At 53.1% G+C, this 25,676-nt stretch carries 21 protein-coding genes and 1 pseudogene; 10 read left to right on the top strand and 12 right to left on the bottom strand.

Features of this window, described 5'->3' with window-relative positions; all coding sequences use genetic code 11:
* Window positions 1-102: 102 nt before the first annotated feature.
* A complete protein-coding gene (locus MnOB_RS06915; protein ID WP_077523363.1) occupies window positions 103-312 on the top strand; it encodes a hypothetical protein in 210 nt (69 codons plus the stop codon).
* A gap of 566 nt (window positions 313-878) precedes the next feature.
* On the opposite strand, the gene MnOB_RS28565 is transcribed toward MnOB_RS06915, so the two are convergent.
* The 5 genes from MnOB_RS28565 to MnOB_RS06895 are packed head-to-tail and all read right to left on the bottom strand — an operon-like array spanning window position 879 to window position 6,740.
* Window positions 879-2,816: a TniQ family protein gene (locus tag MnOB_RS28565; protein WP_107504038.1), complete on the bottom strand. Its 1,938-nt coding sequence runs from the start codon at window positions 2,814-2,816 to the stop codon at window positions 879-881.
* A 4-nt stretch (window positions 2,817-2,820) separates the two neighbouring features.
* On the bottom strand, window positions 2,821-3,756 hold the full coding sequence (locus MnOB_RS06910; RefSeq protein ID WP_158713775.1) for a TniB family NTP-binding protein: 936 nt from the start codon (window positions 3,754-3,756) through the stop codon (window positions 2,821-2,823).
* 25 nt (window positions 3,757-3,781) lie between these two features.
* Window positions 3,782-5,626: a DNA-binding domain-containing protein gene (locus MnOB_RS06905; protein ID WP_077523359.1), complete on the bottom strand. Its 1,845-nt coding sequence runs from the start codon at window positions 5,624-5,626 to the stop codon at window positions 3,782-3,784.
* Window positions 5,623-6,120 carry a hypothetical protein gene (locus tag MnOB_RS06900; protein ID WP_077523357.1) on the bottom strand — a complete coding sequence of 166 codons (498 nt, stop codon included), beginning with the start codon at window positions 6,118-6,120 and terminating at the stop codon, window positions 5,623-5,625. The genes MnOB_RS06905 and MnOB_RS06900 overlap by 4 nt, the downstream gene beginning before the upstream one ends.
* Window positions 6,117-6,740, bottom strand: a complete 624-nt coding sequence (locus MnOB_RS06895) for a TnsA endonuclease N-terminal domain-containing protein (protein ID WP_107504037.1) — start codon at window positions 6,738-6,740, stop codon at window positions 6,117-6,119. Before MnOB_RS06895 ends, MnOB_RS06900 begins: the two co-directional genes overlap by 4 nt.
* Before the next feature lie 338 nt (window positions 6,741-7,078).
* Between MnOB_RS06895 and MnOB_RS06890 the strand changes: the two genes are divergently transcribed.
* Complete coding sequence (locus MnOB_RS06890; protein WP_077523353.1) at window positions 7,079-8,020, top strand: hypothetical protein; 942 nt, start codon at window positions 7,079-7,081, stop codon at window positions 8,018-8,020.
* A gap of 39 nt (window positions 8,021-8,059) precedes the next feature.
* On the opposite strand, the gene MnOB_RS06885 is transcribed toward MnOB_RS06890, so the two are convergent.
* Window positions 8,060-9,025, bottom strand: coding sequence for a DNA-binding protein (locus MnOB_RS06885; RefSeq protein ID WP_077523351.1), 966 nt, complete (start codon window positions 9,023-9,025; stop codon window positions 8,060-8,062).
* A gap of 181 nt (window positions 9,026-9,206) precedes the next feature.
* On the opposite strand from MnOB_RS06885, the gene MnOB_RS06880 reads away from it, so the two are divergent.
* Window positions 9,207-10,196 carry a site-specific integrase gene (locus MnOB_RS06880; RefSeq protein ID WP_107504036.1) on the top strand — a complete coding sequence of 330 codons (990 nt, stop codon included), beginning with the start codon at window positions 9,207-9,209 and terminating at the stop codon, window positions 10,194-10,196.
* Here MnOB_RS06880 and MnOB_RS06875 read toward each other — a convergent pair.
* Window positions 10,168-10,398: a DUF7740 domain-containing protein gene (locus MnOB_RS06875; RefSeq protein ID WP_199824490.1), complete on the bottom strand. Its 231-nt coding sequence runs from the start codon at window positions 10,396-10,398 to the stop codon at window positions 10,168-10,170. The two genes, MnOB_RS06880 and MnOB_RS06875, sit on opposite strands and share 29 nt — an antisense overlap.
* 309 nt (window positions 10,399-10,707) lie before the next feature.
* On the opposite strand from MnOB_RS06875, the gene MnOB_RS06870 reads away from it, so the two are divergent.
* Window positions 10,708-13,095 (top strand): SEC-C metal-binding domain-containing protein, encoded by a 2,388-nt coding sequence (locus tag MnOB_RS06870; RefSeq protein ID WP_077523347.1) that lies wholly within the window; start codon window positions 10,708-10,710, stop codon window positions 13,093-13,095.
* Window positions 13,096-13,434: 339 nt separating this feature from the next.
* Window positions 13,435-14,139, top strand: a complete 705-nt coding sequence (locus MnOB_RS06865) for an abortive infection family protein (RefSeq protein ID WP_158713773.1) — start codon at window positions 13,435-13,437, stop codon at window positions 14,137-14,139.
* Window positions 14,140-14,374: 235 nt separating this feature from the next.
* Here the strand turns inward: MnOB_RS06865 and MnOB_RS06860 are convergent, their stop codons facing one another.
* Complete coding sequence (locus tag MnOB_RS06860; protein ID WP_077523343.1) at window positions 14,375-15,745, bottom strand: transposase; 1,371 nt, start codon at window positions 15,743-15,745, stop codon at window positions 14,375-14,377.
* On the opposite strand from MnOB_RS06860, the gene MnOB_RS06855 reads away from it, so the two are divergent.
* Complete coding sequence (locus MnOB_RS06855) at window positions 15,744-16,220, top strand: hypothetical protein (protein ID WP_077523341.1); 477 nt, start codon at window positions 15,744-15,746, stop codon at window positions 16,218-16,220. The two genes, MnOB_RS06860 and MnOB_RS06855, sit on opposite strands and share 2 nt — an antisense overlap.
* Window positions 16,221-16,302: 82 nt before the next feature.
* On the opposite strand, the gene MnOB_RS06850 is transcribed toward MnOB_RS06855, so the two are convergent.
* Window positions 16,303-16,896, bottom strand: a complete 594-nt coding sequence (locus MnOB_RS06850) for a hypothetical protein (protein WP_158713772.1) — start codon at window positions 16,894-16,896, stop codon at window positions 16,303-16,305.
* Between the two features lie 358 nt (window positions 16,897-17,254).
* Between MnOB_RS06850 and MnOB_RS06845 the strand changes: the two genes are divergently transcribed.
* Window positions 17,255-20,194: a DEAD/DEAH box helicase gene (locus MnOB_RS06845; protein ID WP_077523337.1), complete on the top strand. Its 2,940-nt coding sequence runs from the start codon at window positions 17,255-17,257 to the stop codon at window positions 20,192-20,194.
* A gap of 413 nt (window positions 20,195-20,607) precedes the next feature.
* Here MnOB_RS06845 and panC read toward each other — a convergent pair whose 3' ends face one another.
* Entirely contained in the window at window positions 20,608-21,462 is an 855-nt protein-coding gene (gene panC / locus MnOB_RS06840) for a pantoate--beta-alanine ligase (protein WP_077523335.1), read from the bottom strand.
* 55 nt (window positions 21,463-21,517) lie between these two features.
* Window positions 21,518-21,799: pseudogene (locus MnOB_RS06835) on the bottom strand (bifunctional aconitate hydratase 2/2-methylisocitrate dehydratase); the annotation flags it as partial.
* Window positions 21,800-22,102: 303 nt separating this feature from the next.
* Between MnOB_RS06835 and MnOB_RS06830 the strand changes: the two are divergent.
* The 3 genes from MnOB_RS06830 to MnOB_RS06820 all read left to right on the top strand — a co-directional run bounded on the left by MnOB_RS06830 (window position 22,103) and on the right by MnOB_RS06820 (window position 24,677).
* Window positions 22,103-22,852 (top strand): electron transfer flavoprotein subunit beta/FixA family protein, encoded by a 750-nt coding sequence (locus MnOB_RS06830; protein ID WP_077523333.1) that lies wholly within the window; start codon window positions 22,103-22,105, stop codon window positions 22,850-22,852.
* A 1-nt stretch (window position 22,853) separates the two neighbouring features.
* On the top strand, window positions 22,854-23,783 hold the full coding sequence (locus tag MnOB_RS06825; protein ID WP_077523331.1) for an electron transfer flavoprotein subunit alpha/FixB family protein: 930 nt from the start codon (window positions 22,854-22,856) through the stop codon (window positions 23,781-23,783).
* A 69-nt stretch (window positions 23,784-23,852) separates the two neighbouring features.
* A complete protein-coding gene (locus MnOB_RS06820) occupies window positions 23,853-24,677 on the top strand; it encodes a metalloregulator ArsR/SmtB family transcription factor (protein ID WP_077523329.1) in 825 nt (274 codons plus the stop codon).
* Window positions 24,678-24,712: 35 nt separating this feature from the next.
* Here MnOB_RS06820 and MnOB_RS06815 read toward each other — a convergent pair whose 3' ends face one another.
* On the bottom strand, window positions 24,713-25,624 hold the full coding sequence (locus MnOB_RS06815; RefSeq protein ID WP_077523327.1) for a TauD/TfdA dioxygenase family protein: 912 nt from the start codon (window positions 25,622-25,624) through the stop codon (window positions 24,713-24,715).
* Between the last annotated feature and the right edge of the window lie 52 nt (window positions 25,625-25,676).

Here is a 25,676-nt window from a genome sequence, read left to right as displayed (position 1 = left end):
ACCAATTGCTCTTGTGGATAGCCACTATTGAAGCAACTGATTTCTATTGGTCGAGCCCTCGCCATAGTCTTTGCAACATGCAAAGCGAATGGAGGTGAGGCCATGTCCCACGTTGATGTCATGTCCCTGGTCGGTACGGCGGTTCCGGAAACCCTCAGGGTTGCTGGCCATATGGCTTGCTGGTTCGTGGTAGTGGACGGTGTGATGCGTTCCGGCCCCTTCACCTCCCGTGACGCGGCCGGCGCCAACCAGGCGATCTGGCAGCTGGAACTGGCCCGTCGCGAAGGCACTCCCTATCGACTGGTGGCCTGAGCCCCGCTCCACGCAACCCGTTTTCGACACCATGCTCCCCTTGGCCCGCCTTCATGGCGGGCATTTTCTTGACTTTCCATTTAGCTTTGGAACGAAAAGCCAGTAGCGCGGCGGCTGGCTCAGTCACGTGTCAAGTCGAAATTCCACTAAGAATCGAATTTTTGGTCTGTCGTTTCGGTAACTATTGGAAACTTGGAGGAACTCAAGGCATTCCATCGACCAACTGGCTATGGCCTGTTTGATGCGTGCTTAGTTGATGTGGATCAGTTGGGCAATGGAACTATCGCGATTGGTACGCATTTGCGGAACTCGATCGTTCTCGTCCTACTCAACAATGCGAGGCGTCTCGATGGGGGGGCGAAAAAGTGGCCGTAGCCCAGAAGATTGAATATCCATCTGCAAGAGTTGGATTAGGTGTGAGAAATGCTAAGAGAAGAAGGCTTTCGATCAGACAAGATTAGAAAATATTCGTGGTGCAATGAATTAGGTCGCTCGGAAATATTCAATATTCGTTAAAAGCCCTTATAAGGACGGGTAGGGTGCTGATAATGGATGTGTAGATTGCCTCATCCTCTCTGTTCTAGTAGTTTTGATAGTCGATCCTTGGAAAATAGCTCTATATTTTCTATGTGGTTTAGATTCGAATGAGGGAGAAGACGTAGCTCTCCTCTTCTTATAAGTAGTTTTATAAGTGCTATGCTGCACCCGAATTCTTTGTGCGCGGCGTTAATAGTGGTGTACTTCGAGAAATTATTCTGCGCAAGGGTTGCGCTGTGTTTATTTATGAGTGTGGTTTGAGCAAGCTTTACTGAAGGTATAAATCCTGGAACTATAAATCTTTGTACAAGCATGGCGGAAGAGCAACCGATAAACCTAGCTGCTTCTGCTATCGTGAGGTGATCGTCTCGCCATTTGATCGCTTCTGTGAGGAGCGTGTTGGGGCACCTGCTATTGTTCAATGAGTTTTTGTCGTCATAAGTTTGTGAAGAGGGAAAAAGTTTCGAATTCAGTAAGTATTCAGTGTCGGGCCCTGCCAGACGGAGGCGGCGCGCAGCGGCGGAAAAGCTAGTGGCTCCATTTGGAGGCAAGATTGGTAATGGGGCTATATTTTTCCCCAGGAGATTGAGTAGATCCTCAAGTTCAATGGTCCGAGTGTATACAGTAAGACGCAGGCTTTTGAATGCAATTGGTGCCAGGCCTAATCGAAGCAATATAGTTCTTGTGATGCTGCGTGGGAGTTTAAGTCGGTTGTAGATTTCTGGGCAGAGTATGAAGTCCCTGTTGAAGTCGTTAAGAGAAGATTCTGTGATAAGGAATGGAGAAGCCCTATTTAGTCGAACTGACTTGATTATCTTGACTTTGCAGAGTGCTGAAATAGCGTTTGTAGAGATGTTTAGGTATGCAGCTGCTTGAGCTAGATTGAGCAGCTTGAAAGTGTCGACTGGTTTTGCAGTTTGTGTGTGTTTCTCCCATTCAATATGCGGAAGATTAATAAGTTCAAGACAAAGATCCTTGCATTGAGAAAGGCGTCGCCGTACGTGGTGATTGGTTGCTTGACTGATTTTTCCGATTTTTCTGAGAATTTCGGGTGGGCGGGAGGAGTTGAATAGATAAGTGAATTCATCGGCGGTGAATGAAAGCTTGGAGCAATTGCAGTTTTTGACTAAAGATTCAGGCTTCCTTTGGGATGTGTTGTGATAGTATTCAAAGGCAAAGTTTCTCAATAGTTTAGAATGAGTAATCATCCAGGGGGCAAGTATTGCTCGTCGATGCAAGCATGGGAACTCAGCTTGATTTCGTGCTACGACAGTGAAGAAGGTTTGTTTGAGACCATTCGCAATTTCAATGCAGTCTTCAATGTCTCTTATCTTGGTATCGAACGCGTCAAAGCAATGTGTCGCGTGTAGGCAGGCTAAAAGGTTCTTAAAATAATCATTATTAGAAGAATCTAAGTGGTTCGAGATTGTTCTACTATGGCAACCATCGTCAAATTCTGACGGGCTAAGTTTTAAATCAAAGCCGCACGGGCAAAAAAAGTCGGTATCTAGCTTCGTCCAATGTAAGGCCTGGTGACAGTTTGGGCATTTTTCGATATAGCGTTGATTGTGAATTGGGCACGTGGTTGACCAAATGAAACAATGCATTCGTTCCAAATGTCCATTTTTGGCACAGGAAGGGCATAGCGCGATGTTTCGTCTGAGAATGTCTAATGGCAAGTCCGTTTCGAGAATGCGTACGCGTCGAGATTGGTTGTGATAACTCAACTTAAAAAAGCACTCGGACAGGTCTTTTAATTCCTTCGCTGTATAAAGTTTTTGTGCAAGCAATGAGTTGTGGCTTTTCGAGCCTTTGATGAGCTCTGTTCTGAACTGTATATATCTAATTGATAGAACTCGGTGGTATAGGGCTATGTTTTTGAAGCCGTTATTCCAGGCAAAGCGCAATACTAGGCTGAATGGACTCTCGTTCTTGTGAGCAAGTGGCACATAGCGTTGTTGCTTCATGGCTTCACCGGTAAATGAGGTGTCGCAATTGGCTGGGCGTCATGCTAAATGGATTCTTTTTTGTGAGCCGTAGCCTTGTGATTAGACTTCCGGCCGCGAGCAGGAGGTCGTCTTTTGAAAGGCTTTTGTCATCTCGCTCTAGCGCCAGTCGAAGAGCTTCTTTGAGTAGCGTGTGTAGAGCATCAATATTGCCACCGCTATATGAAAACAAAGCAAGAAGGATATTTTCATCGGTCAAAGATATGGGGCTTGTAAAACCCATGTTGTCTTCAATTTCGCTCGAGAACGCACCAGCTAGGTGAACAAAATCGTCCAGGCCAGATTGAGAATGAAGAGAGAAATCGGAGAGGTAGGCCCGATAGGGATATCGCCGAGGCAGCTGATCGTGCTGATCGACAACGAGTTCTGAGTTTGGTATGCCGGAAAGTAGTACTGCACCATGAAAGTGGTCTTCGCTAAATACTTTTACCCAGTCACAAACGGATTGCCTGGTGCGCTCTGCGCCGCGTTCAATTAAGTGCTGCCATTCGTCAAGTATTACTATTTCTGTTTTCAGTATGCGGAGAAGTGCGCATAGACGATGTTCCAGAACGTCCTGATTCTTTTCAAATCGATCCTCGCCCAATTTTCTGAGCATGGCGCATGTAAGCTTCTTTATGGTTGCATCTTCCGGGACTTTACAATAAAGAACCGGGACGGTCTTAATGATTCCAGAATTTTCCCTGATTATTTTGGGTCTCCCCATTTGATCTATTATTGTTTGGCATACCCTTGTTTTGCCTGTGCCGGACTTCCCAAGTAGCATGGGCGATACGGATTCCCCGCAGATTCGGGTCATGTCCAGTGACTTGTTAATGGTATCGATTGCCAATTGGAATTCAGGATGGATTACCGTAAAGGCATTGAAGGCTCGCATTCTGATTTCATTCTCAGGGGTCATGTTGATTACCTCAGGTCCGGCCGGATCAGGATCCCAGCTTGCGAGTTTTGAAATTTGATCCCGTGACATTCGCCATGGTTGGTGCTGAGTGCGTACGTGTCTTCGAGTTATGGCGCTTTTCGCCCTTGGTAGGAATTCGTTTGTTGGTGGCGATAACCTTTACTTTCTGTTGAAGTTCGCGCAGTAGAGTGCAGGCGTGGATATGGTCAAAGCGCTGATGTTTTTCGCGGATTGAGTTACGGATCTGCAAGTGCTCACTTAGCGTCAGGTCGTCTTGATAGTCCGGCCAAGTCGCGTGCGCTGGATGCCACTCTTTGGGAGTGTCCGGATGGGCAATCCAAACGGCTGCAAGATTGCAAGGGTCAAAATAGACAATTGCTTTCTTGTTTTTTCCCAGTTGGCTCGCAATCAACGAGATGGATGGGCCTGTCCAGGTTAGTGAGTTCAGTGTCACGCGGCCTTTGCTAAGCCTACGATGCTCGACACTCAGACATAGCGCATTGAGGTCTTCCGCGGAGTAGCGTTCAGGGGGAAGGGATGATTTTTGTAGACATTCCCATGTCTCGTTTGGGCTGCCTTGTAGCCCCATATGATAGGTGTTGTGATAGATGTTCAACCATTCCGAGAAAAGCTGTTTGAGTTGCTCGAGTGTCAGGCAGGCACGGGCTCCTGAAGGATAACTACCGCGTTCCTGAACGGAACTTTTAACCGTTCCGGGGAGCCAGTGTGAAAACCCACTATTGACTGTACCAAAAAAGCGCTCGACATAGGCACGCCGATTCGGCTCTCCGGGTGGAGTATAAGAAAGTTCAATGCCAAGTAGTTGCGCAATATCTTTCAGCCAGTGGGCTATATTCTCCGGGCCATTGTCCAGAGTACCTTTGTGATGCTTCCCCCCGGAAAGCGGGTCATTGGGCAAGCCGAGAATGGCCATTTTCAATGCTCGTACAACTTTCTCTACCGTAGGCGCACCAAGTGAAATATCCCAGCCAACGCACTTTCGGCTCTTCTCATTGACGAATGCAACTAGTGTTGGCCTGCCGATGGCTACACCTTCGTCGTCGACCACCATTACGTCCATTTCTTGCGAATCGATCTCGACGTTAGCGTACAAATCATCAGGAGCACATTTCTTATCCTGGGATTTATGTTTCTTCGCTGCATACTTAGAGTCGTGTCTCGCAAGATCTATTTGGTAAGCGTCAATTTTGTATAAGCGTCGCCGGAAGGTGCTGTAGGATGGTGGTATATATTTACTTTGACCGCGCTCCAGTCTCTGTTGGTTTTCTGCTGCTATTTGGCCGATTAGGAGTTTGTAGACATGCTTAAGGGTGGGGCGCTCTTTGGTGAGGTATTCCTCAATAAGGTAGGTTGATATCAATTCGTCATTGTGTTCGGATATTCGAGGTTTTCGCGATTCCGGATAATGGTTCAGCAAAGCTAGCGGGTTACTATTGTTTTTCTTATAACGCCTTGTCCAATAATGGACTGTTGAATAGGAGGGTGGGTCTTCATCTTGTATTTCTTTTGCAATTTCGGCAATCAGCGCATTGATTCGGTCGCGAGGAAGCGCGCCGGAAAATTCCTTTAAGCAGGTGGTCACGTAGATGTGTCGGCGGAAATAGATTTTTTTTTCTTCTTCAGTCGCTGATGTCAAATGCACCGCGTCAGATAGATCGATGGGGGCATTCTGGAAAAGGGTTATAGTATTTCTGATTTGAAGTTCAGCGAATTCTTTTTTCTCCAGGAATCTGCGGGCGCCTGTTTCCAAGCAGCATAACCCTATTACGGTTCCAACAGTGGTCACTTCATAGGTCTTGTTGTTCATCTTATAGTGGGCGCCGATAGATGGCTGCTTAATTATGTTCATACACCCTCCAGTATTGCGAAGCCAATGCACATGCCGATGTTTTGATTGATTACGGTGACTAGCATTGGCTTCTCAATGACGTTGCCGTTGTTGTCGACGATAATTAAATCAATCTCTTGCAAGTTAATCTCGATGCTGGTGCTTGGGTGTCGGTTATTATTTTGTTTTCCTTTGCTCTTATATTTGCTCGCCGAGTATTTGCGGTTGTATCCCGCAAGGTCTATTTGGCAATTGTGTCGGCACGAGAGGGCATCCCTTTCTTCTTCGATAGTTAGCGCCCATCGTGCGTCTAATGAAAGAGCGATTGGCGCATTTTGGTAAAGTGTTATTGCCTTTCTGATATGAAGCTCAGTGAATTCTCGCTTGTCTAGGAATGTGCGGGCGCCAGTTTCCAGGCTGCATAGCCCTATTACGGTTCCGACGGTGGTTACTTCATAGATCTTGTTGTCCATCTGGTAGTGGGCGCCGATCGCTGGCTGCTTAATCGTGTTCACGTTGCACCTTCCAGTATGCTAAGCGGGGTTATTTTATGAAGCAGATCGGTCTTCAGATGCTTGTCGAATATGCATCTATAGACGGCCCTGGGGCTTGCGCTGTATTTCTTCAGGAATTCTTGGATGGTTAGCGGAAATGACGCGAAACATAATGTTGACATGCATTGATTGAGTTCTTCTTTGTTGGCATTGAAGGAGTTGAAATAGAGCAATTTTAGGTTTTGGATTGTTGCTCCTTGGTTGATGCTATTGCAGTCTGCAATGTGAAGGATTACTTGTCTTTTATTGAGTTCATCCTTGGCGGCTGATAGCTTTCTCTGATATGCGGGGTGAAGCTTTGACCAGTCTGGTTTTACTTCTGTGTAGTAGGTGCGGTCAGCTGTTTCGACTAAGAAGTCGGGAGTGTAGGTTACGGTTTTTCCATCGACCAAGAACGACATTGTCTCTGGTTGGGCAAAGTAAGCCACGACTTCCTCTGCATACTCGAGATGAAGGCAATAATCGGCCTCTAGTAAGCTTTCGCAGATGACTTGACACGCATTCTTACGCGAGGGGAAACAAACGAGATACCTTCCATAATGCCCTTTCGTTAATTTGCGAGCTGGGGGTATCGAAGGCATAAAGAACCTCCTGCCGTTACCAAGGCCACGGCTATAGGGAATCGGATGTAGGGCGGTGTGTATGCATCAGCCTACGCCGTTTGAGATGCAAGTCAGCCCAACCCAAAACGCTTGCGACAAAAGGTAATAAGTAAATTTTTCAATCGTTTAGAACGGTTCCGGAGTCCCAAACCTGTTCAGCAGACAGAGAGTGGCTCGTCAGAGGCTCTAAACAGCCAATTTTGCCGAAGTCAACCAATCAAAAACGCTTGCGATAAATAGGCATCAGTAGTTTTATCAATGGATTAGAATGGTCCCAGAGTCCCAAACCTGTTCAGCAGGGAAGAGGGAGATTCACCATGGGGGCTAAAGATCCCGATGCGAACGAGTTCAACCGTTTTGTCCGCCAGCTTCGAGCTATGTCGTTTGCGCATACCTTGGCGCACGCCGCGCGGGTGCATCACCATGGGCAAGCGCTGGCTACTGGTCTAGTCCAGCTAGGGTTTGTGGAAGCGGAAGAGTGGGGCCACCGATGTGAGGCGTGGTTCCGCGGTGCGTTACCCAATGAGTCGCTGCGCAAACGCCTGGTCAAAATATTTCCGCATTTGCAGGCACTGTTAAGCGCGCCGCTATGGCTTTCTCTGAGCGATATCAATGCTGGCCCACCGTTCTGGGATACCTGCGCCGCGGCACTGCGATTCAATTACGGTAAGCTACCCTTTTTCTCTCACTCGAGAGCGGATCGTCTTTGCAGTTGTCCCAGTTTGGAGCGGATGGGGGAGTTAATGATCCTGATGCGTAGTCGGGATCTGTACTTTGATGCTTACCGACTTTGGCTGCAAAAGAATTTCTACTCATTCTTTTGTGTGGCGTGTATGCAGCCGTCGCTCCATTGGGTGAGAGACCAATTGCTTTATGCTGTGGATGAACTGCAGGCATGCAATCTGTTAAGTGAGGGGGCATTGCGTAATTGGCCAACTCGCATCGAAGAGTTCGATCGCGATATGTCTGACCGCTTCGAAGTACTGGACAGCCTGACGGAGCGCGGCTGGATAGAGAGTCGGGAAGACGACAGTTATTTATTAGTATCGCTGCTGTTTGATTATCCGGATGTTGCTAATGCCTTGGTTTATTCCGACAAGAAGTTTGTGATACCGGCTAAGATTCGGATGCGGTGGCGGCGAGATATAGAGAAGAGAAATAGCACCACTCTCGAGATTGCGTGGCCAGCTGTGTTCTCGGAGCTCAGACTGGATGATCATGATCGTCGAGTCGTACGACGATTGGGTTTGCTGGATTGAAACCAGGCTATTTACCCCGCCTCATTTGTCGGTGTTCGGCTAGGAAAGGGGATTGGTGGTTGGAGAGAGAGATTGCTGCTGCAAGAGTCTCTCTTGATTCCGTAGTTGGCGTCGGTATTGGCGAACCTCAATCAGGCGTTGTCTGAGCCGCTCCTGTAGCGTGGCGTTCTCCGTCTGCAGCGTATTCAAGGCACTACGCAGGTAGGTTTGTTCGGTCTTCAGCGCCGCCGAGGCTTCCTGGTATTGATGATGCAGGTCACTGATTTGCCGACGGTGTTGCTGCAACTGAATGCGTGCTTCGCTCAATAGCCGCTCATTGTCGCGATTGAGGACGGTCAGTTCATCCTGTTTACTGATCAGGCTGTTTTGCAGGGCACGGTGCTCCCGACGCAACTGCTGCATGGCCTCATCGTGCTGTCGCAGTTCCTGCTCGCGGTGTTCTTTCTGCGTCTGTCGATAGTGCTCCAGCGCCTGGCGGGCGTGTTGGTGTTTTTCTTCGAGGGACTGCAGTTGCTGCGCCTGCGCTTCCGACAGCCGCTGCCAGCCGTGCTCGGCTTCCAGCCGGCGACTGCTCTCCACCTCGCTGGCGCGTAGTTGCTCCTGCAGGCTCAATTCGATCTGCAGGTGTTGCTGCAACTGGGCGCTCAACTCGGATTGGCTGCGCTGCAGTTCCTCGATCCGCTCCTGGCTGCACTGACGTTCTGTGCGGTACTCCAACTGTTGGCGCGTCAGTAGCTCGCGTTCGGCGGCGACCGCTGCCTGCGCGTCCTCGCGCAGTCGATCCGCGACCGGGCCAATCCGTCTCAGCAACTCTTCCTCCACGGTCGGTGCCGGATGCTGGGGATCCTGGGCCGCCAATTCATGCAGACAACGCAGGATGGTGGATTTCGACCCGGTGTTGCCGAGCTCAATCCGCACCGCATCGATGCTGGGGTGGATGCCGCGGGCGAGCAGGGCGTCCCGGGCGATTTTGACCACCGCTTTGTTCACGCCACCGCGTGCCATGGTAAGGCCTCCTGACGATTTCGTGTTGTGGTACGGAGTATGGAAGTACACCTGCAATGGCGCCTGTCGTCTTTCAATTGGGCTGACGAACTAACATGGGATAATGCGGAGTTATCCCATGTGAGACAGCAATACGACCCAAATCCGGTCTTGAGGCGCTATGCCGGGACGGGGAGGCGCGATGAGTGAGGCGGTGGAGCGCTACCTGCAGGCGGGCACGCGGGCCAACACCCGGCGCAGCTACCAGCAGGCGATCGAGCACTTCGAGGTGAGCTGGGGCGGCTTCCTGCCGGCCACCAGCGACGCCATCGTGCGCTACCTGGTCGACTACGCCGGCACCCTGGCGAGTAGCACGCTGAAGCTGCGTCTGGCCGCACTCGCGCAGTGGCATATCAGCCAGGGCTTCCCCGATCCGACCAAGGGCTCCCTGGTACGCCAGGTGCTGAAAGGCATCCGTACCCTGCACCCGAAGCCGGAAAAGCAGGCCGAGCCGCTGCAGCTACGTGAGCTGGAGCAGTGCGTCGTCTGGTTGGAGCGGGAAGGGGAGAAGGCGCGGGCGGAGGGCGACTTGCCGCGGCTGTTGCGCTGCTGGCGCGACCGCGCCCTGCTGCTGATCGGTTTCTGGCGCGCCTTTCGCAGCGACGAACTGTGCCGCCTGCGGGTCGAGCACGTCCAGGTGCGGCCGGAGGAGGGCATGCAGCTGTTTCTGCCCTGGAGCAAGAGTGACCGCGACAACCAGGGGCAGAGCTACCCGGCGCCAGCGCTGGCTCGGCTCTGCCCAGTGCAGGCCTACAGCGACTGGATCAGCGTCGCCGGCATCACCCGCGGACCGGTATTTCGTGGCATCGATCGCTGGGGCCACTTGAGTGGACAGGGGTTGCACCCGCACAGCGTGATTCCGATGTTGCGCGCGGTGCTGCAAGGTGCCGGGTTGCCCGCCGAGATATATAGCAGCCACTCCTTGCGTCGCGGCTTCGCCACATGGGCGACGCGCAACGGTTGGGACCAGAAGGCCCTGATGGGCTATGTCGGTTGGCGCGATGCCAAGTCGGCACTGCGCTATGTGGACAGCACCGGCTTGTTTCCCGGGCAATTGCGGCCGTTTTCGCCGAGTCTGGAGGCTGATGAGGTCCCGGGCCTGGCTAGTCCAGGTGCTCTGCCAGGTAGTTGACTAGTTTGAGCGGTTCGGCGCTGTCGACGATGGCGAATATCAAGTCGCGCTTGCTGCGCGGCAGATGCTTGGCGCAGCGCTTGGCGGTGGCCTTAATGGCGCTGTTCGTTCCGTGAATGCGAGCCGCGAGGAAAACGGCCAGCGTTGCGTCTAATAGGGTCAAGCTGATTTGCTCAGATTGGAGGTCGCGGGGAGTGTGCATTCTATCTCTAGCGTTACTCAATTGAAGGCATAATCCCTGCGAAATAGCGGTGCAAAACTGACTGCTTTCAACCCAAAGCGGACTCTAACTACGTAGTTACCAAGCGGCGGTCGGCGCTGTTGGCTCGCTCGGCGTGGACGTCAGTGGTAGTGTCCGGGCAATGGGCTCGCGCGATGACCTCTTCTGGCCGGTAAGTCCCGCACCATAGGGTTGTTTTTGACCAGGAGCTAACCTTGCAACTTCTAACCTAGAACTCTTAGACGCTATAACCCAATCAATAAAGCCATATAATTATTGACGGCCAAGGAAATGAGCAAGACTAGGGACAATCATTTTGTAGCTCAATGGTATCAGAAAGGTTTCATGCATGAGCGAGACAGCCAACTCTGCTATCTAACGCGCCGAGATATATATCTAAAGAACGGTGAAGCCAAGACAATTTACTCCAAGAGATGGCATGCGCCGGCTCAACAGTTCTATAAGATCGACCTCTACTCGACATTCTTGGGGGAAGAAGTTAATGATGATATTGAGCAGAAGCTTTTCGGCCCGATTGACGACAACGGCTCAAAAGCTGTGCGAGCATTTCTAACTGATGACCAATCGCAATGGCATTACAACTTTCAGAATTTATTTACATATATAGACGCCCAAAAGCTAAGAACCCCAAAAGGCTTGGATTGGATTAAGAGCAAGTATCCAAAGCTAAGCCAGCCACAGTTGATGATGGAGATGCAATCACTGCGTACAATGCATTGCATTTTGTGGGCTGAAGGCGTAAGAGAGCTAGTCTCCGCTGAAGATTCCGAAGTAAAATTTATAATTTCCGACCATCCTGTCACGATTTATAATTACGCGTGCCCTCCTGGAACAGAGCTATGCGAGCCCCCTAATGATCCTGACATTTCACTGAAGGGTTCGCAGACAATATTTCCCCTAGACAAAAATCGCTGTTTGATTCTAACCAATCTTGAATATGCTCGAGACCCTGAAAATGTCAATCCACTTGAGCAAAGAACCAATGCTGTCCGTGTTCGTCACAGCATGGTCAACACCATTGAGTTTATTAATTCTCGCAAGCTAACAGCAGGCGAAGTTGCCAAAGTCAATCACGTCATCAAAAGCAGAGCCCAATCATCGTTAGCTGCTGGCAAAGAAGAGTGGCTTTACCCTGAAATCGACTTAGATTGTGACTGGGCCGATATACGAAAAGTTCTCCTGCCACCAATCAATGGGCTTCACAGGTTTGGCGGGGAAATGTATGCAAAATTTGATGACGGTTCCGTTCACTATCAGGATGCGTTTGGTCGAACAAAACCTCAGAGCGAATACCTAAACAAGAGCATAGATGAAGCAAAAATTGGTCGCAACGATCTTTGCGGTTGTGGCAGCGGCAAAAAGTATAAGAATTGCTGTCGAGACATTCCCAATGGACTTCGAACCACTTGGAAGGTGGCAAGTGTTCGAGAGCGAAATTTAGCGTTCTGCAACTGCATTCGCGATGTTCTTGGACTCGATAGCGGCAAAACCTGGGTGGATGTCAGGCGCGAACTTTCCGAACGCCAGATATCAAGTATTTATGGCTTTTATTCCATTTTGTGGCCTCGTGATACCGATATTTATTCATTACTACCTAAGCCTGATGGGAGGTTTCGAGGGCTTTACACAGGGCCATTAGATGTTCGTACTATTAGTGAGAACGCCTTACCCATGGCGTCTGTGTTTGACGAATTCCTAATAGAATCACCAATAGTCAATCCAAACAACATTAAGCCAGAATTCAGCCCAACTAAATCACCAGAAAAATACAAGTATCAGGCATTAAAGGATTTTCTCTTTATGCTTGAGATAGAGCCATTTATTGGGCGCGGCCTAGTAAACCTTATTCCAGACCCAGCTGAGTTCGACCTCGCCCTAATGAAGGGTATGATGGAAATGGCTAGAGATCGATCTAGGTTTCGCACTAAAGAAATGTTCTGCGAGAAAGACCTGGGATTGCACTATAGGTTGGCCACTGAGGATTTGTTGAACGCTATGGCAATGATGCCTAGTGCTGCAAAAATACAAGCATTAATACATCAGTTTGGGTTGACTGAGGAAACGGCAGTAGAGGCAATCTCCGAATTAGAACGCCATGCTGAGGCGTCGCCACTAACTATGCTGCAAAGCATGCCTCTTGGTGAAGGTGGTCAGTTTTTCCAATTCAGAATGGGGCCAAATTATGAAATGGCACTTTTCTTGGCACAAGTCACAGGTTCGGTACTCGTCACCGATAGTGGTTCGAGGTGGCGAGAGTTGATTCCGGCACAGCATCAAACTCAAGGAACTGTCAACTATCCATGGAGTGATGCTTTGGATCAAATAACTTTCACTCCTATAGACTATCAATTTCTGGAGACATTCCAGAAATCTCAGCATCAATTTACCGCTTTCAGGGAGATCATAAAGTCGGCAGATCGCATGGTTTTGTATAATGACCGAGATGCTGCAAAATTGAATCGCCTGGCTGATCAAGCTAAATATCTCATTAGTCACATTGGACAAACTATAGGTCCAAATTCGACCAGTGCATTAAAAATACTAAGCCCCGATGGCGGGCTCTATGATCCCCATGTCCAACGATTATTGGCGCTATCTAGCTGCCAGCAATATGAGCATAAAGTTAGGTCGATTTATGGGGTTTCGCTTGCAAATTAAAATTACAGCTAACGAAGCAAGCTTGCTCTCTGCAAAGTTATAAACGTCTAAGCAGATTTACAAGAAGAGCGAGAGTTTATAAGCCTTATGCGGGGGATTGATATGACCGAAATCAGATCTCTGCGAGAATCAGCTATCGACCAGTCTCAGCCGATCTCGACTAGCACAAACCGACCGAAAGTAGTCAATCAACGTACGTACAAGAAAAAAAGCACTGTTATCCCTACTCAAATCGACGAGCATCGTAAGGGAGGGATACAGCAAAAGCTTTCCACAAAAATTAATAATGCCACCGGGCTATGGCTGAAAAAATAATAGAGAGACACAGAGGCGATGACGATGAGTTTGCTGCTGCATGAAGTTTTGCGAAAGGTTAAATCTGGCGCGAAATCATTCGATCCCCAAAAAAATGCGGATGGAGATCTGGACAAATTCCAAGCCATTGCGAAAACAGTTGTTTATGCTCATAGGCAAGGGTATATATCCAGAATAATCCCGCAAATGGACTATGTGCTCGGCAATTTGTCTTACAACCTTATTCTGGTTGATGGTGGGCTTACATTTGAAGGTGAGTGCCATTTAAATGAGCTTTCCGGTCAGCCAACGCCCGCTGACGAGGCTTTGAGCGACCTATTAACTCGAATTCCCAGTCACAACATACGTGATAAGTGGGAAAAAGCTCTTCATCGCCGCGTGACAGACCCAAGCGGAGCGATTACGGCGGCAAGAAGCCTTCTTGAAACAACGCTCAAATGGATTATTGAGGAGCGTGGAGGAAAACCAACTGAGAGTAATAGGGAACTATTTAGCAGAGCGATCGACGCCCTTGGAATTGTTGTCAAGGGACAGCCCATTGAGAAAACTATCGAAGGGCTAAATTCCATTATCTGGGGCATAGGAGAAATGAGAAATAGGCTTGGTGACGCGCACGGTTCGACCTCAAATAGCACCCTCCCAACAGTAAGCGAGGCGGGCTTCTGTGTGAATCTTGCCGGAGTTACTGCTCTGTTCTTGCTTGAGGAATTTGAGGCTAGTCAACTCTAAACACGCTTAGTTTGATAGGTGCTCTATGGTGGCGTTTAGCTGGTATCTGTCGCTTGCGAACGGCAGAAAACGGCCGATTCTGTTGAAAAAGGCGGTTCTGCGGCAGCCAGCCGGCCAGGTGCGCCAGCTTTCGAAGTGGCTGCAAGCCACTCCAAGTTGCCTTTCGGCGTTTCACTGAGCCACCGGGCTCAGGTTTGCGGGTTAATTCGAGGGTTTCTGCTCGCAGCAGGCGTACCTATCCCGTAAGCGGTGGCCCTTGAGGCAAAAGCTTGGCCATGCGTCGCAGGTTTTGCACCGTCGCAGCCAAGGTGAACTCGTCAGTGGCACCGGTCAGGCCACGCAGCCGTAAACGGTCGAGTTTCATGATCCGTTTGAGGTGGGCGAACAGCATCTCCACCTTCTTTCGCTCGCAGCGAGAGACGAGGTACTCCGGTGTCTTGGCGATGCGTCGCGCTACGTCGCGAGCAGCCTCATGGATGCTGCGAACGATCTTGCGGTTCGGCGTGTTGGGGCAGCACTTGGCTTTCAGCGGGCAGGTGGTGCAGTCGGCTTGGCTGGAGCGGTAGATGATGGTGTTGGCCTTGGTCACCCGCGATCTTTTCTGGGTGAAGGCGCGCCATTCACTGCGTAGCGGTTTGCCGGCTGGGCAGCGGTATTCATTGGCGTCCTGACTCCAGTGGAAGTCGCTGCTGGAGAGGCTGTCGTCCTTGCGCTCGGTCTTGTCCCACACCGGAACATGCGGCTCGATGTCCTTCTCCTCGACCATCCAGGCCAGCATCGGGGCCGTGCCATAGGCGGTATCGCCGATGAGGCGCTCTGGGGTGAGGTCGAACTGCGCTTCGACGCGCTCGACCATCGTTTTGGTCGACTCGACTTCGGCGGTCCGATGCGCCGGCGTGGCTTCCACATCCAGGATCACGCCGTGCTCGGTGTCGATCAGGTAGTTGGTAGCGTAGGCAAAGAAGGCCGGACCACCTGGCGCGGCGGTCCACCGGGACTGCGGATCGGTGAGTGAAATTTTCTTGGGCAGGGCTTCGGCCAGCGCTTCCTCATCAAGGGCTTCGAGGTACTCGCGCACGGCGCGGCTGCTGAGCGCCGGATCGCGCCAGTCGACTTCATCGCCCGCCACCCCACGTTGCCGGCTGGCATCCGCCTTGATGATGCTGGCGTCGACGGCGAAGCCTTCGCCCTTCACCAGGCCGGCCGTCATGCAGCGACGCAGCACTTCATTGAACAACCAGCGGAACAGGCCGCTGTCCCGGAAACGGCCGTGGCGATTCTTCGAGAAGGTCGAGTGATTGGGCACTTCGTCTTCCAGTCCCAGCCGGCAGAACCAGCGATAGGCCAGGTTCAGGTGCACCTCCTCGCACAACCGCCGCTCGGAACGGATGCCATAGCAGTAGCCGACGACCAGCATGCGCACCATCAGCTCCGGATCAATCGAGGGGCGCCCGATGGGGCTGTAGAAGTCGGCCAAGTGGGTGCGCAGATCGCTGAGATCCAGGCACTGGTCGATGCTGCGCAGGAGGTGTTGCGGCGGGACGTGCTCTTCCAGATTGAACGCGTAGAACAGGCGCGCCTGTCCTCCCGGTAACCGTCCCATCATGCTGCCTGCCCCCACGCTCGCTGAGCGTGCGATTTTGCCGGCGGCTTCGGGCGGCAGCTACTTTTTCAACAGAATCGGCCAAAAGCTGCCGGTCGAGGCGACCCCGTGTGCCGGTCAACTCCGATGTAAACGGCCGGTCATGTCGAATGCAAATGAATGGATGAGTTTACTAAAGCCTGCTGGACACATGGCCGGACACCAGCGCACCCATTTAATTAGTCTGACGGACGGTGAAACCGAGATCAAAAATGTAGCGTTCGAGGCCTGGTTGGGCTTCGATAATGAGGTCGTTTATCTCACAGGATTGGAAGATCGCCTTTCTAAGAAATACGGTTATCTGGCACAGCTTACGCTGCATATTGATTTCGACCGTCAACGATACAAAGTGATCTCAGCAGGAGTTCGAAGCTACGTTTTTGACTTCCCAAGAAAGACCTTATCGATCTCGAAGGTAGCGGCGAAATCTTTCGCTTGATTTGCTTGGCTCGCCGTTTCGCGATTAAGCTCCAAATATGACAGTTTGGAGCTCTCGCTTGCCAGTCAACATTGAACGAATGTTAATTCTCTTTGATTATCTCGATATCTTCGTAAGAGCCATTTCGGGCCAGGCAGTAAAAGCTAACGGGATTATTGTTATTAGCGAAGCTATGAACGACCGCACTTACTTTCAACCGCTCAACGTCGCCCGTCTTGCTTTCGCTATCAACGTTCCAGTTTCTGATACTGTCTGTGGACTGCGAGGAGCCTGCACCGGAGACTCGCTTCTGCAGATCCTCAATGCAGGCGTTGACAACGTCAGAGCGTGATTTTGGTCTGTACGCGTCTGCGAGTTTGATAACGCAGGCCTGGGTACTCAAGATGACAGCAGCAAGGTCTTTTGACTCCATTCGCCCGGCTACTTCCTTCGTCGATAGGATTGCGGAAACCTGAGTGTTCAAAGAATCCTGCATTTTTGCACTGAAATCGATGCCTTTGGAATTGTCCGCTTCTGCATATTGGAAAGCGCCCCTGAACACTGCGCTCGCTTCTGCTGAATAACCAAGCCCGCATGCTTTGAGAGCTTGATCGACGGGTGTGACTGAAGAATACGGCGACAAGCCAGAGCAGGCGCTTAAAAACACAGAATTACAGAGCAGAAGAAGCCTACGCAAGATCGCTTTCCTTTTGACGATGAAATTATGGCCTGATGACATCAGGCCATCGCTCGGGAATAGAGCATACCCCGATCAAATTGCAGGTCCAGCAAAGGGTGGATCTGGACCGGGATATTTTGCGTGATTAGTCGATCAAGACGTGTCTGCTAACGGACCAGGCACAGTAAAACAATGGTCACCTCTCACGACAGACAGCTACCGGCCAGAAGCGGCCACGACAATTCGGCAACCCTGCGCCGAGGCTCGACCGGCCTTGCCCTTATGACTAAACCGCTAAGGCCATGCACGCAATAGAGGTCGTGCTACCATTTTGCCACTTTTTCCAAGAAGCCCTTTCTGCCCGCAGGTAATCGCCATGGACGACGTAGTCATAACGCATTCGGATGTGTACCAGAGCTGGCAAAACCACCTCTTCAATTTCAATCTGGACGATCCTACAACTAAGGCGCCAGGCCTGCGAAAGCCGCAACTCGCCGCGCTTTACGCGACCCTTGGTCATCTGGTGGTCGACCCCACAGCTACGGCCACCGTGGTCATGCCCACCGGCACAGGGAAAACCGACACAATGCTCGCGCTGATCATCGCGGCGAGAATGAGTCGGACACTGATCCTTGTACCGTCGGACGCCCTCAGAGCTCAATTAGTGAACAAGTGCGCTGAGATGAGGACGCTTCGTACCGTGGGGGCAGTATCGGACACGGCGCGCAATCCCATTGTTGCGGCCATCGATTCGAAGCTGTCTGAGGCGCAGGTTGCTGAATTGGCTACTGCCAACATCATTGTGGCCACTCCCCAGGCCCTGCTGCTGTTCGAGGACGCTGCCTTGGGGGCGCTGGTGAACATGTGCAGCCACTTGATGATCGATGAGGCTCACCATGTCGTGGCAGCCAGTTGGAACCGAATCAAAACAGCCTTCAGGGGCAAACCTTGCATTCAGTTCACAGCGACGCCATTCAGGGAGGATGGTCTGGCTCTGGCTGGCAAGATCATCTACAACTACCCGCTCCGGGATGCGCAACTTGATGGCTATTTCAAAGGTATTGAGTTCCATCCGGTACGAGAATACAACCTCAAGCTGTCCGACCAGGCCATCGCAGACAAGGCCGTTGAGCTGCTCCGGGCTGACCTCAAGGCAGGCTACAACCATTTGATGATGGTGCGGGCCAAGTCGCACAAGCGGGCGGCAGACTTGTTTGAGATTTACAAGCAGCACCCCGACCTGACGCCAGTTCTGATCCACAGCAAGGTGCCGAACCAGGCCAGGGTGATGGCGGAGATCGTCAAGAAAAGGCACCGGATCATAGTCTGTGTCGACATGCTTGGCGAAGGCTTCGATCTGCCCGAGCTTAAAATCGCCGCCATTCATGATCAACACCAAAGCCCTGCTGTGACGCTCCAGTTCATTGGTCGACTGACGAGGGTAGATGCGGCTCTTGGTGATGCCAAGTTTGTTGCCAACATCGCTAACCAGAAGACCGACCACCAAATGGCAGCCCTCTACAAGGAGAGTGCTGACTGGGGTGCAGTCATTCGCGACGTGAGCGAGCAAAAAGTCAGCCGGGAAATTGAGAAGGCGGACTTCAACGAGCAGTTTGCCGACGGTGACGATGCCCAGGTGATTTTTGGACTGAACCCGAACCCCAAAATTAGCGCCGTGGCATATCACGTCTCTCCCAAAGACTGGACACCACAGCGTGCGCAGGGGCTGGATGGGCGCAGAGAAACACTGCAGTACATCTCGATCAACGATCAGGCCGATACAGTCATAGCTGTAACCCGGCGAGAGACGCTGGTTGGGTGGGCTCAGACCGAAGAGATCATCGATACCAACTGGAATCTGTACATCGCTTTCTATAACAAGGCGCAGAAAACCCTCTTCGTTCACACCTCAGGTGACGACACACAGGCAACTCGCTTTCTCAACCTGGTGGCCAGAGCCCCCCGTCGCATCAATGGTGAGCCGACCTTCCGTACGCTCCACGACATCAAACTGATGAAGCTGCAGAACGTTGGCCTATCACGCGCCCGGAAAGACCTGCGGTTCACGATGCACGTGGGGCGCGATATCAATCAAGTGATCAGCGACATCGAGAAGGGCAACGCGACAAAATCCAACATCTTCGCCACCGGCTTTGAGGATGGAGAACGAACTACTGTGGGCTGCTCGCACAAAGGCAAGATCTGGGAGATGAACTCCTCTCCGATCAACTACTGGGTCGAGTGGTGCAAGCGCATGTCGGTCAAACTCAACGACAACACCATTAACCCTGCTGACGTACTCAAAAATGTCATGCGTGTTGACCAAATCAAGGGCAGTTGGCCAGAAGGCCTGTTTTACGCCGACTGGCCTGAGTCGATCGCGATCGAAAACGAGCAAAGGATCTCGCTGTATTTTCAGGGAGAGACTTTCAACCTTCTCGACGTCGAGCTTGGTAAGCCCGAGTACAGTGGCGCGCGGACGTTGGATATCCCCGTCTTGGTCGCGGGTAACGATGGTGAGGAGCGTCGCCTCACTTCCATTGCCATCAAGCTGTTAGAAGACGGATACAAGACCTCCTGCCCAGGTGTGAAGATTCTTTACCCCCACGAAATACCACTGGACTCCTACCTGGATGGAGAGCCGCTTGTATTGCTCAAGGTCGACGGTTCCATGGTGCAGGGCAACTACCGTCAGTACTCGCTCAACAGCATGGATGTAAAACTGCCTGCCGGTTTGCTCGAACCCTGGAATTGGGGAACGACGAAAATCCATCAAGAGTCCATGCGTGCGGAGCGACGTGAGGATTCTGTACAAGGCTTCACCTTTGCCAAGATCGCTGACGACTACTCGATCGTCTTCAACGATGACGGCAAAGGCGAAATCGCTGACCTAGTGGCAATCCGGGAAAGCAAGGACGTTATCTACGTTGATCTCTACCACTGCAAATTCTGCCCAGTGACGGATGGCGTGGCCGCGCCCGGGGCGCGCGTCGCAGACGTCTATGAGGTATGCGGTCAGGCGTCGAGATCGGTGAAATGGCTGTACACCGGCGATAAGTTCTTCAACCGCCTGATGGATCGCTACCAGCAATCACTGCTCAAGAACTTCGACAGAATCCTGAAAGGCACGCCTCAGCAGCTGGAGATACTGCGCAACAAATGCCACGACCACGAGCTGATCTTCAAATTTGTGATCGTGCAACCCGCGATATCAGCGAAGAAGGTGTCGAACGAGCAGCTTGCCGTCTTGGGAACGAGCTACTCGTACATCAAGAGCATCTCGGGCTCGGACATCAAGGTCATTGTTAGCCCTTAATCGAGTTGCATCAGCGGAATTTCAGCTGATTCTGCTGATGTGCTGATGTGCTGATGTGCTGATGCCATGCTGTGATCCGCGCCTCCGATACCTACTTCGCTTTTGCCACCACAGGCTTGTGGCGGTCGGAATCGTCCTAAATTTGTCTAGGTACTCGATGACCGCTTCTGGCCGATTGCTGCCGATATGACTGCATGGAAGACATTCCGATTTAGGTACGCCACGGCCGTCAGATAGCTAACTGGTGCCAGAGTCCATTTATCGGGGGCGTCACCAGGTTGGGTCTCTGGACATATCGGCCCTGTGCCGTGCCGGTACAGAGTTGGGAGAAGCGCTGATCCTGGGGTGGATGGCCTGCGTGAATATCGCCCCGCCGGACAGCTCCTCTTAACGGGAGCCTTCTAACAGTTCAATTACGAGAACCAGCAACACTCCAGGTTGTCGATCAAGCGCGTATTACCGATGAATGCTGCAACCAGAATGACTAGCGATTTGTCCTGCTGAGCGGGCATCTCAAGTGTCTGCGTTGTTCGGATTTCTAGGTAGTCCAGCCGGAATCCGGCTTGCTCAAGCATGTTCTTGCCATCTTTGATTAGTGACGGGAAGTCACGATCGCCTTGTTCAATGGCGTCTGCGATTTGCCTGATGCAGCGGTGGAGCAGTGGTGCGATGTCGCGTTCGGCGGGGGTGAGGTACCCATTGCGTGAGGAAAGTGCGAGGCCATCGGGAGCGCGAATGGTTGGCGCGGCGAGTATGCGCGTGGCGAGATTCAAGTCTTTGGTAAGTGCTCGAATCACAGCAAGCTGCTGGTAGTCTTTCTGGCCAAACACCGCGACGTCGGGCTGAACGATATTGAATAGCTTGGTCACGACGGTTGCCACGCCCTCAAAATGCCCTGGGCGGCTGTCGCCACAAAGGCCTCGCGATATGCCAGGGACAATCACGCTGCAGTGATTGCGCAATCCGTCTGGGTACATCTCTTTTACGCTCGGTGCGAAGAGCACGGAGCAGCCAGCTCTCGACAGCGCCTTCTGATCTGCAGAAGGAGTTCGCGGGTAGCTCTGGAGATCTTCTTGGGGACCGAACTGCAAAGGATTTACGAAGAGGCTGGTGACGATGAATTCACTTTCCTGTCGGGCCATCTCCAGTAGCGAGATGTGTCCTTCATGAAGGTTGCCCATCGTCGGTACCAGCCCGATGCGTTTTCTCTGACCTCGCGCCTTTTGCAACGCTGCGCGCAATGTCTGGATGCTGTCAGTTGTGATCATCGCTGACCTGATGGGGGTGTTTGGCACAGATTTTCGGGTTTTCCATCAGAGACGCCTGCATGGCGGCCAGCAGTTCGGTGGCGCGCTGCTTGCCGATTATTGGTGAGCAGGTATCGCCACGGACAATGGCGGAGAGGAAGTCGGCCTTGATATAAGCCGCGTCGTTCACACCTGCTGGCACGTGATTGGAGATCAAGTCGAAGAGAAAGGCTTCCTCGAAGGCCGGCGGGTTCTTCAGCAACTCCACCAGCTCCGCGGTCTGCGTGGCATCCAACGCAAGGGGCGGCAGCCCTTCCTCGGCACGTGCTTTCACGTGTTCGAAATAGCCTTCAAGCACTGCGATTTCTCCTGTCGAGCACGGATAAAAAAGTAGGGCAGGGACGGCCATCGAGGATGACGACTCAGCAGACCGACATGGGAACCTGCACCTACGAAAGGTATGCGACGCCCGCCGCAGGTGCGTTGCAGCAGATCGTCGGTTGGCGATCAAAAAATAACAATATTTCAGTTATTCAACAACTGACATGTTGACATTTTCTTGTCGGGACACAAAAGTTAGCCCGCTGGCGCCCCCGTAGCGCCGCTGTGTGCCTGGCCTTCGGCCAGCGGCGTTACGCCACCGTCATTCGAGAGAAATCACATGAAAGTACTGGTCCCGGTCAAACGAGTGGTCGACTTCAACGTCAAGGTCCGCGTCAAGGCGGACAACTCCGGCGTCGACCTCGCCAACGTGAAGATGGCACTGAACCCCTTCTGCGAAATCGCCGTGGAAGAAGCCGTCCGACTGAAAGAGAAGGGCACCGCGACTGAAGTCGTGGTCATTACCGTCGGTTCTAGCGCAGCCCAGGAGCAGTTGCGCACGGCCCTGGCCTTGGGCGCCGATCGCGCCATTCTGGTCGAGTCCGCCGACGAGCTGAACTCCCTGGCCGTCGCCAAGTTGCTGAAGGCCTTGGTCGACAAGGAGCAGCCGCAGCTGGTCATCCTCGGCAAGCAGGCCATCGACAGCGACAACAACCAGACCGGCCAGATGCTGGGCGCCCTCACGGGCTTCGCCCAGGGCACCTTCGCCTCCAAGGTCGAGCTGGCTGGCGACAAGGTCAACGTCACCCGTGAGATCGATGGCGGTCTGCAGACCGTTGCGCTGAACCTGCCGGCGATCGTCACCACCGACCTGCGCCTGAACGAGCCGCGCTATGCGTCGCTGCCGAACATCATGAAGGCCAAGAAGAAGCCGCTGGACGTGGTCACCCCGGATGCCCTGGGCGTTTCCACTGCCTCCACCGTCAAGACCCTGAAAGTTGAAGCACCGGCCGCCCGCCAGGCGGGTATCAAGGTCAAGTCCGTGGCTGAACTGGTCGAGAAACTGAAGAACGAAGCGAAGGTGATCTGAGATGGCAATCCTGGTAATCGCTGAACACAACAACAGCGCGCTGGCAGCTGCCACCCTCAACACCGTTACCGCCGCTCAGAAGATCGGTGGTGATATCCACGTTCTGGTCGCTGGCCAGGGCGTAGGTGCTGCTGCAGAAGCTGCCGCCAAGGTCGCGGGCGTGTCCAAGGTGCTGGTCGCTGACAACGCTGCCTACGCGCACCAACTGCCGGAAAACGTCGCTCCGCTGATCGCTGAGCTGGGCAAGGGCTACAGCCACGTGCTGGCACCCGCTACCACCAACGGCAAGAACTACCTGCCGCGCGTGGCTGCCCTGCTGGACGTCGACCAGGTCTCCGAGATCATCGCCGTTGAAAGCGCCGACACCTTCAAGCGTCCGATCTACGCCGGCAACGCCATCGCTACCGTGCAATCCAGTGCGGCCGTGAAGGTCATCACCGTGCGTTCCACCGGTTTCGACGCCGCGGCTGCTGAAGGCGGTTCCGCTGCCGTTGAAGCAGTTGGCACTGTGTCCGACGCTGGCAAGTCCGCCTTCGTGGGTGAAGAACTGGCCAAGTCCGATCGTCCGGAACTGACCGCTGCCAAGATCGTCGTTTCCGGCGGTCGTGGCATGCAGAACGGCGACAACTTCAAGCACCTCTACAGCCTTGCAGACAAGCTGGGCGCTGGCGTGGGCGCTTCCCGTGCCGCCGTCGACGCCGGCTTCGTGCCGAACGACATGCAGGTCGGCCAGACCGGCAAGATCGTCGCGCCGCAGCTGTACATCGCCGTCGGTATCTCCGGTGCTATCCAGCACCTGGCCGGTATGAAGGACTCCAAGGTCATCGTCGCGATCAACAAGGACGAAGAAGCCCCGATCTTCCAGGTGGCTGACTACGGCCTGGTGGCTGACCTGTTCGAAGCCGTACCCGAATTGGAAGGCTTGGTTTGACCGCGGGCCGGCAGGCAGTCGATGGACTGTCTGCCGGCGAGCTTGGCTTCACAGAACAGGTGATGCCTCATGGCACGAGTCAATGAAAAGCTGGCGTCGCTCAACTGGGCGCAGTTCAGCCCGCTAGCCGACCCGACCCGCCGCGCCATTTTCACCCGGTTGATGGAGCACCCTGCGGCCGTCAAGGTACTCGCAGCGGAAATGCCGATCTCCCAACCAGCCATTTCCCAGCATCTGAAGGTGCTCAAGGAAGCCGATCTCATCCTGGACGAGCGCCAGGGTCGCTATCGACTGTATTCGGCCAATCCCCAGGCGCTTGAGGCGCTGTCCTTGCAGTTCGGTCAGTTGCGCGACTGCCTGTTGGACGATGGCGAGTCTCAGGGCACAGCGTCCGGCGAGTTCGATTCAGTGGATCGCGCCATGCAACAGTGGGCGCGCCTGTGGCCGGAGCACGATCCGCTGAGCGTCGGACTGATCGTGCGCCTACGTCTGGTAGCCCGGCATCTGGAACGGCTCTCCGAACTGGCCGCCTCACGCCATCAGCTCAATGTTGTGCAGGTACTGCTGCTGGCAACTCTGGACCGTATCGAACCGCCCCATGAAAGCACCCTTACTGAGCTGTCCAAGGTTAGCTTCATGTCTCTACCGGCCACTGCGCGCCATCTCGACCAGACCGAGAAGCGCGGCCTCATAAGTCGCAGACCGGACGAGAACGACGCCCGCTCCAACCTGATTCGCATCACGGACAAGGGGCGCGAGGTGCTGCACAAGATCATGAACTCGCAGCGCCAGTATGAGCATGCCCCCGTATACCAGATGACAGGGGACGATCAGTTGCGTCTGGCCAGGATGTTGCGTTCGTTGATGCGCGATCTGGGGACGATCCAGGGATGAAGCGTGGCACCCCGCCGGCACGGGGTGCCATTAAGTCAGGCGACCTGATCGGTTTCCAGCACTCGACCCATTTGCGTATCGCCGCCGATGGTAGTGCGGTGTACCAGGCGCCGGTCACCCAGGGGGTATCCCAGCGCCGAATGGAGTGTGCGCCAGTTGTCCCACAGCACCATGTCGTCTGGCTCCCAGTGGTGGACGTAGCAGAACGTCCGACTGGTGACGTGGGTAACCAACTCTTCGAGTAGGGCGTGACTTTCCGAGGCGTCCATGTTGACCACACGTTGCAGGTGCAGCGGGCTGAGGTTCAGCACCTTGCGGCCACTCACCGGGTGGCGCCATACCAGGGGGTGGGCCACTGGCGGGAAGGCAGGAAAGTTGCGTTCGCCTTTTACCTGCATGCGCAGCAGTGGGTCGCGTCCGTAAGGAGAGTCGAGAAGCGAAGTGCAGAATCGATACTCCACCTCTAAGTGCTCGATGCGCTGTTTCATCGCCTCCGGCAGCGCGGCGTAGGCCGCAATGGTATCGATCCAGGCGGTTTCCCCGCCGTGTTGCGGGGTTTCCACGGCGCGCAGCATGGCGCCGTGGTTGGGGCGGTTAGTGAAGACAAGGTCTGAATGCCAGGGGATGAAGCCGACGAAGGGCTTGTCCGGCGCCGACTCACGGTAGTACACGCTGAGCTTTGCCTGGGCATCGCTATCGAGCACCATCAGCTCGGGATATTGGCTTTCGGTCACCAGATTCTTCACCGGATGCACGTCCAGTTCGCCAAAGCAGCGGCTGAGACTGAGCTGCTGTTCCGGGCAGTGGCCCATGTTCTTGAAGACAACTATGCCGGCTTCAATCCAGGTCTCATGAAGTTGCTTGGCGATGTGCGACGGAATTGGTTGATTCAGATCGATTTCACTGCATTGCACGCCAATGCCACCGGCTAGGTTGGATATTTTCATTGTTGTTGTCTCTTGCTTTGAGAATTTTGTTTGGAATATTTGACTGGGAACT

The organism is Metapseudomonas resinovorans (assembly GCF_002003485.1).
GTDB classification, from domain to species: Bacteria; Pseudomonadota; Gammaproteobacteria; order Pseudomonadales; family Pseudomonadaceae; genus Metapseudomonas; species Metapseudomonas resinovorans_D.
This window is presented reverse-complemented; position numbering and strand designations above follow the sequence as displayed.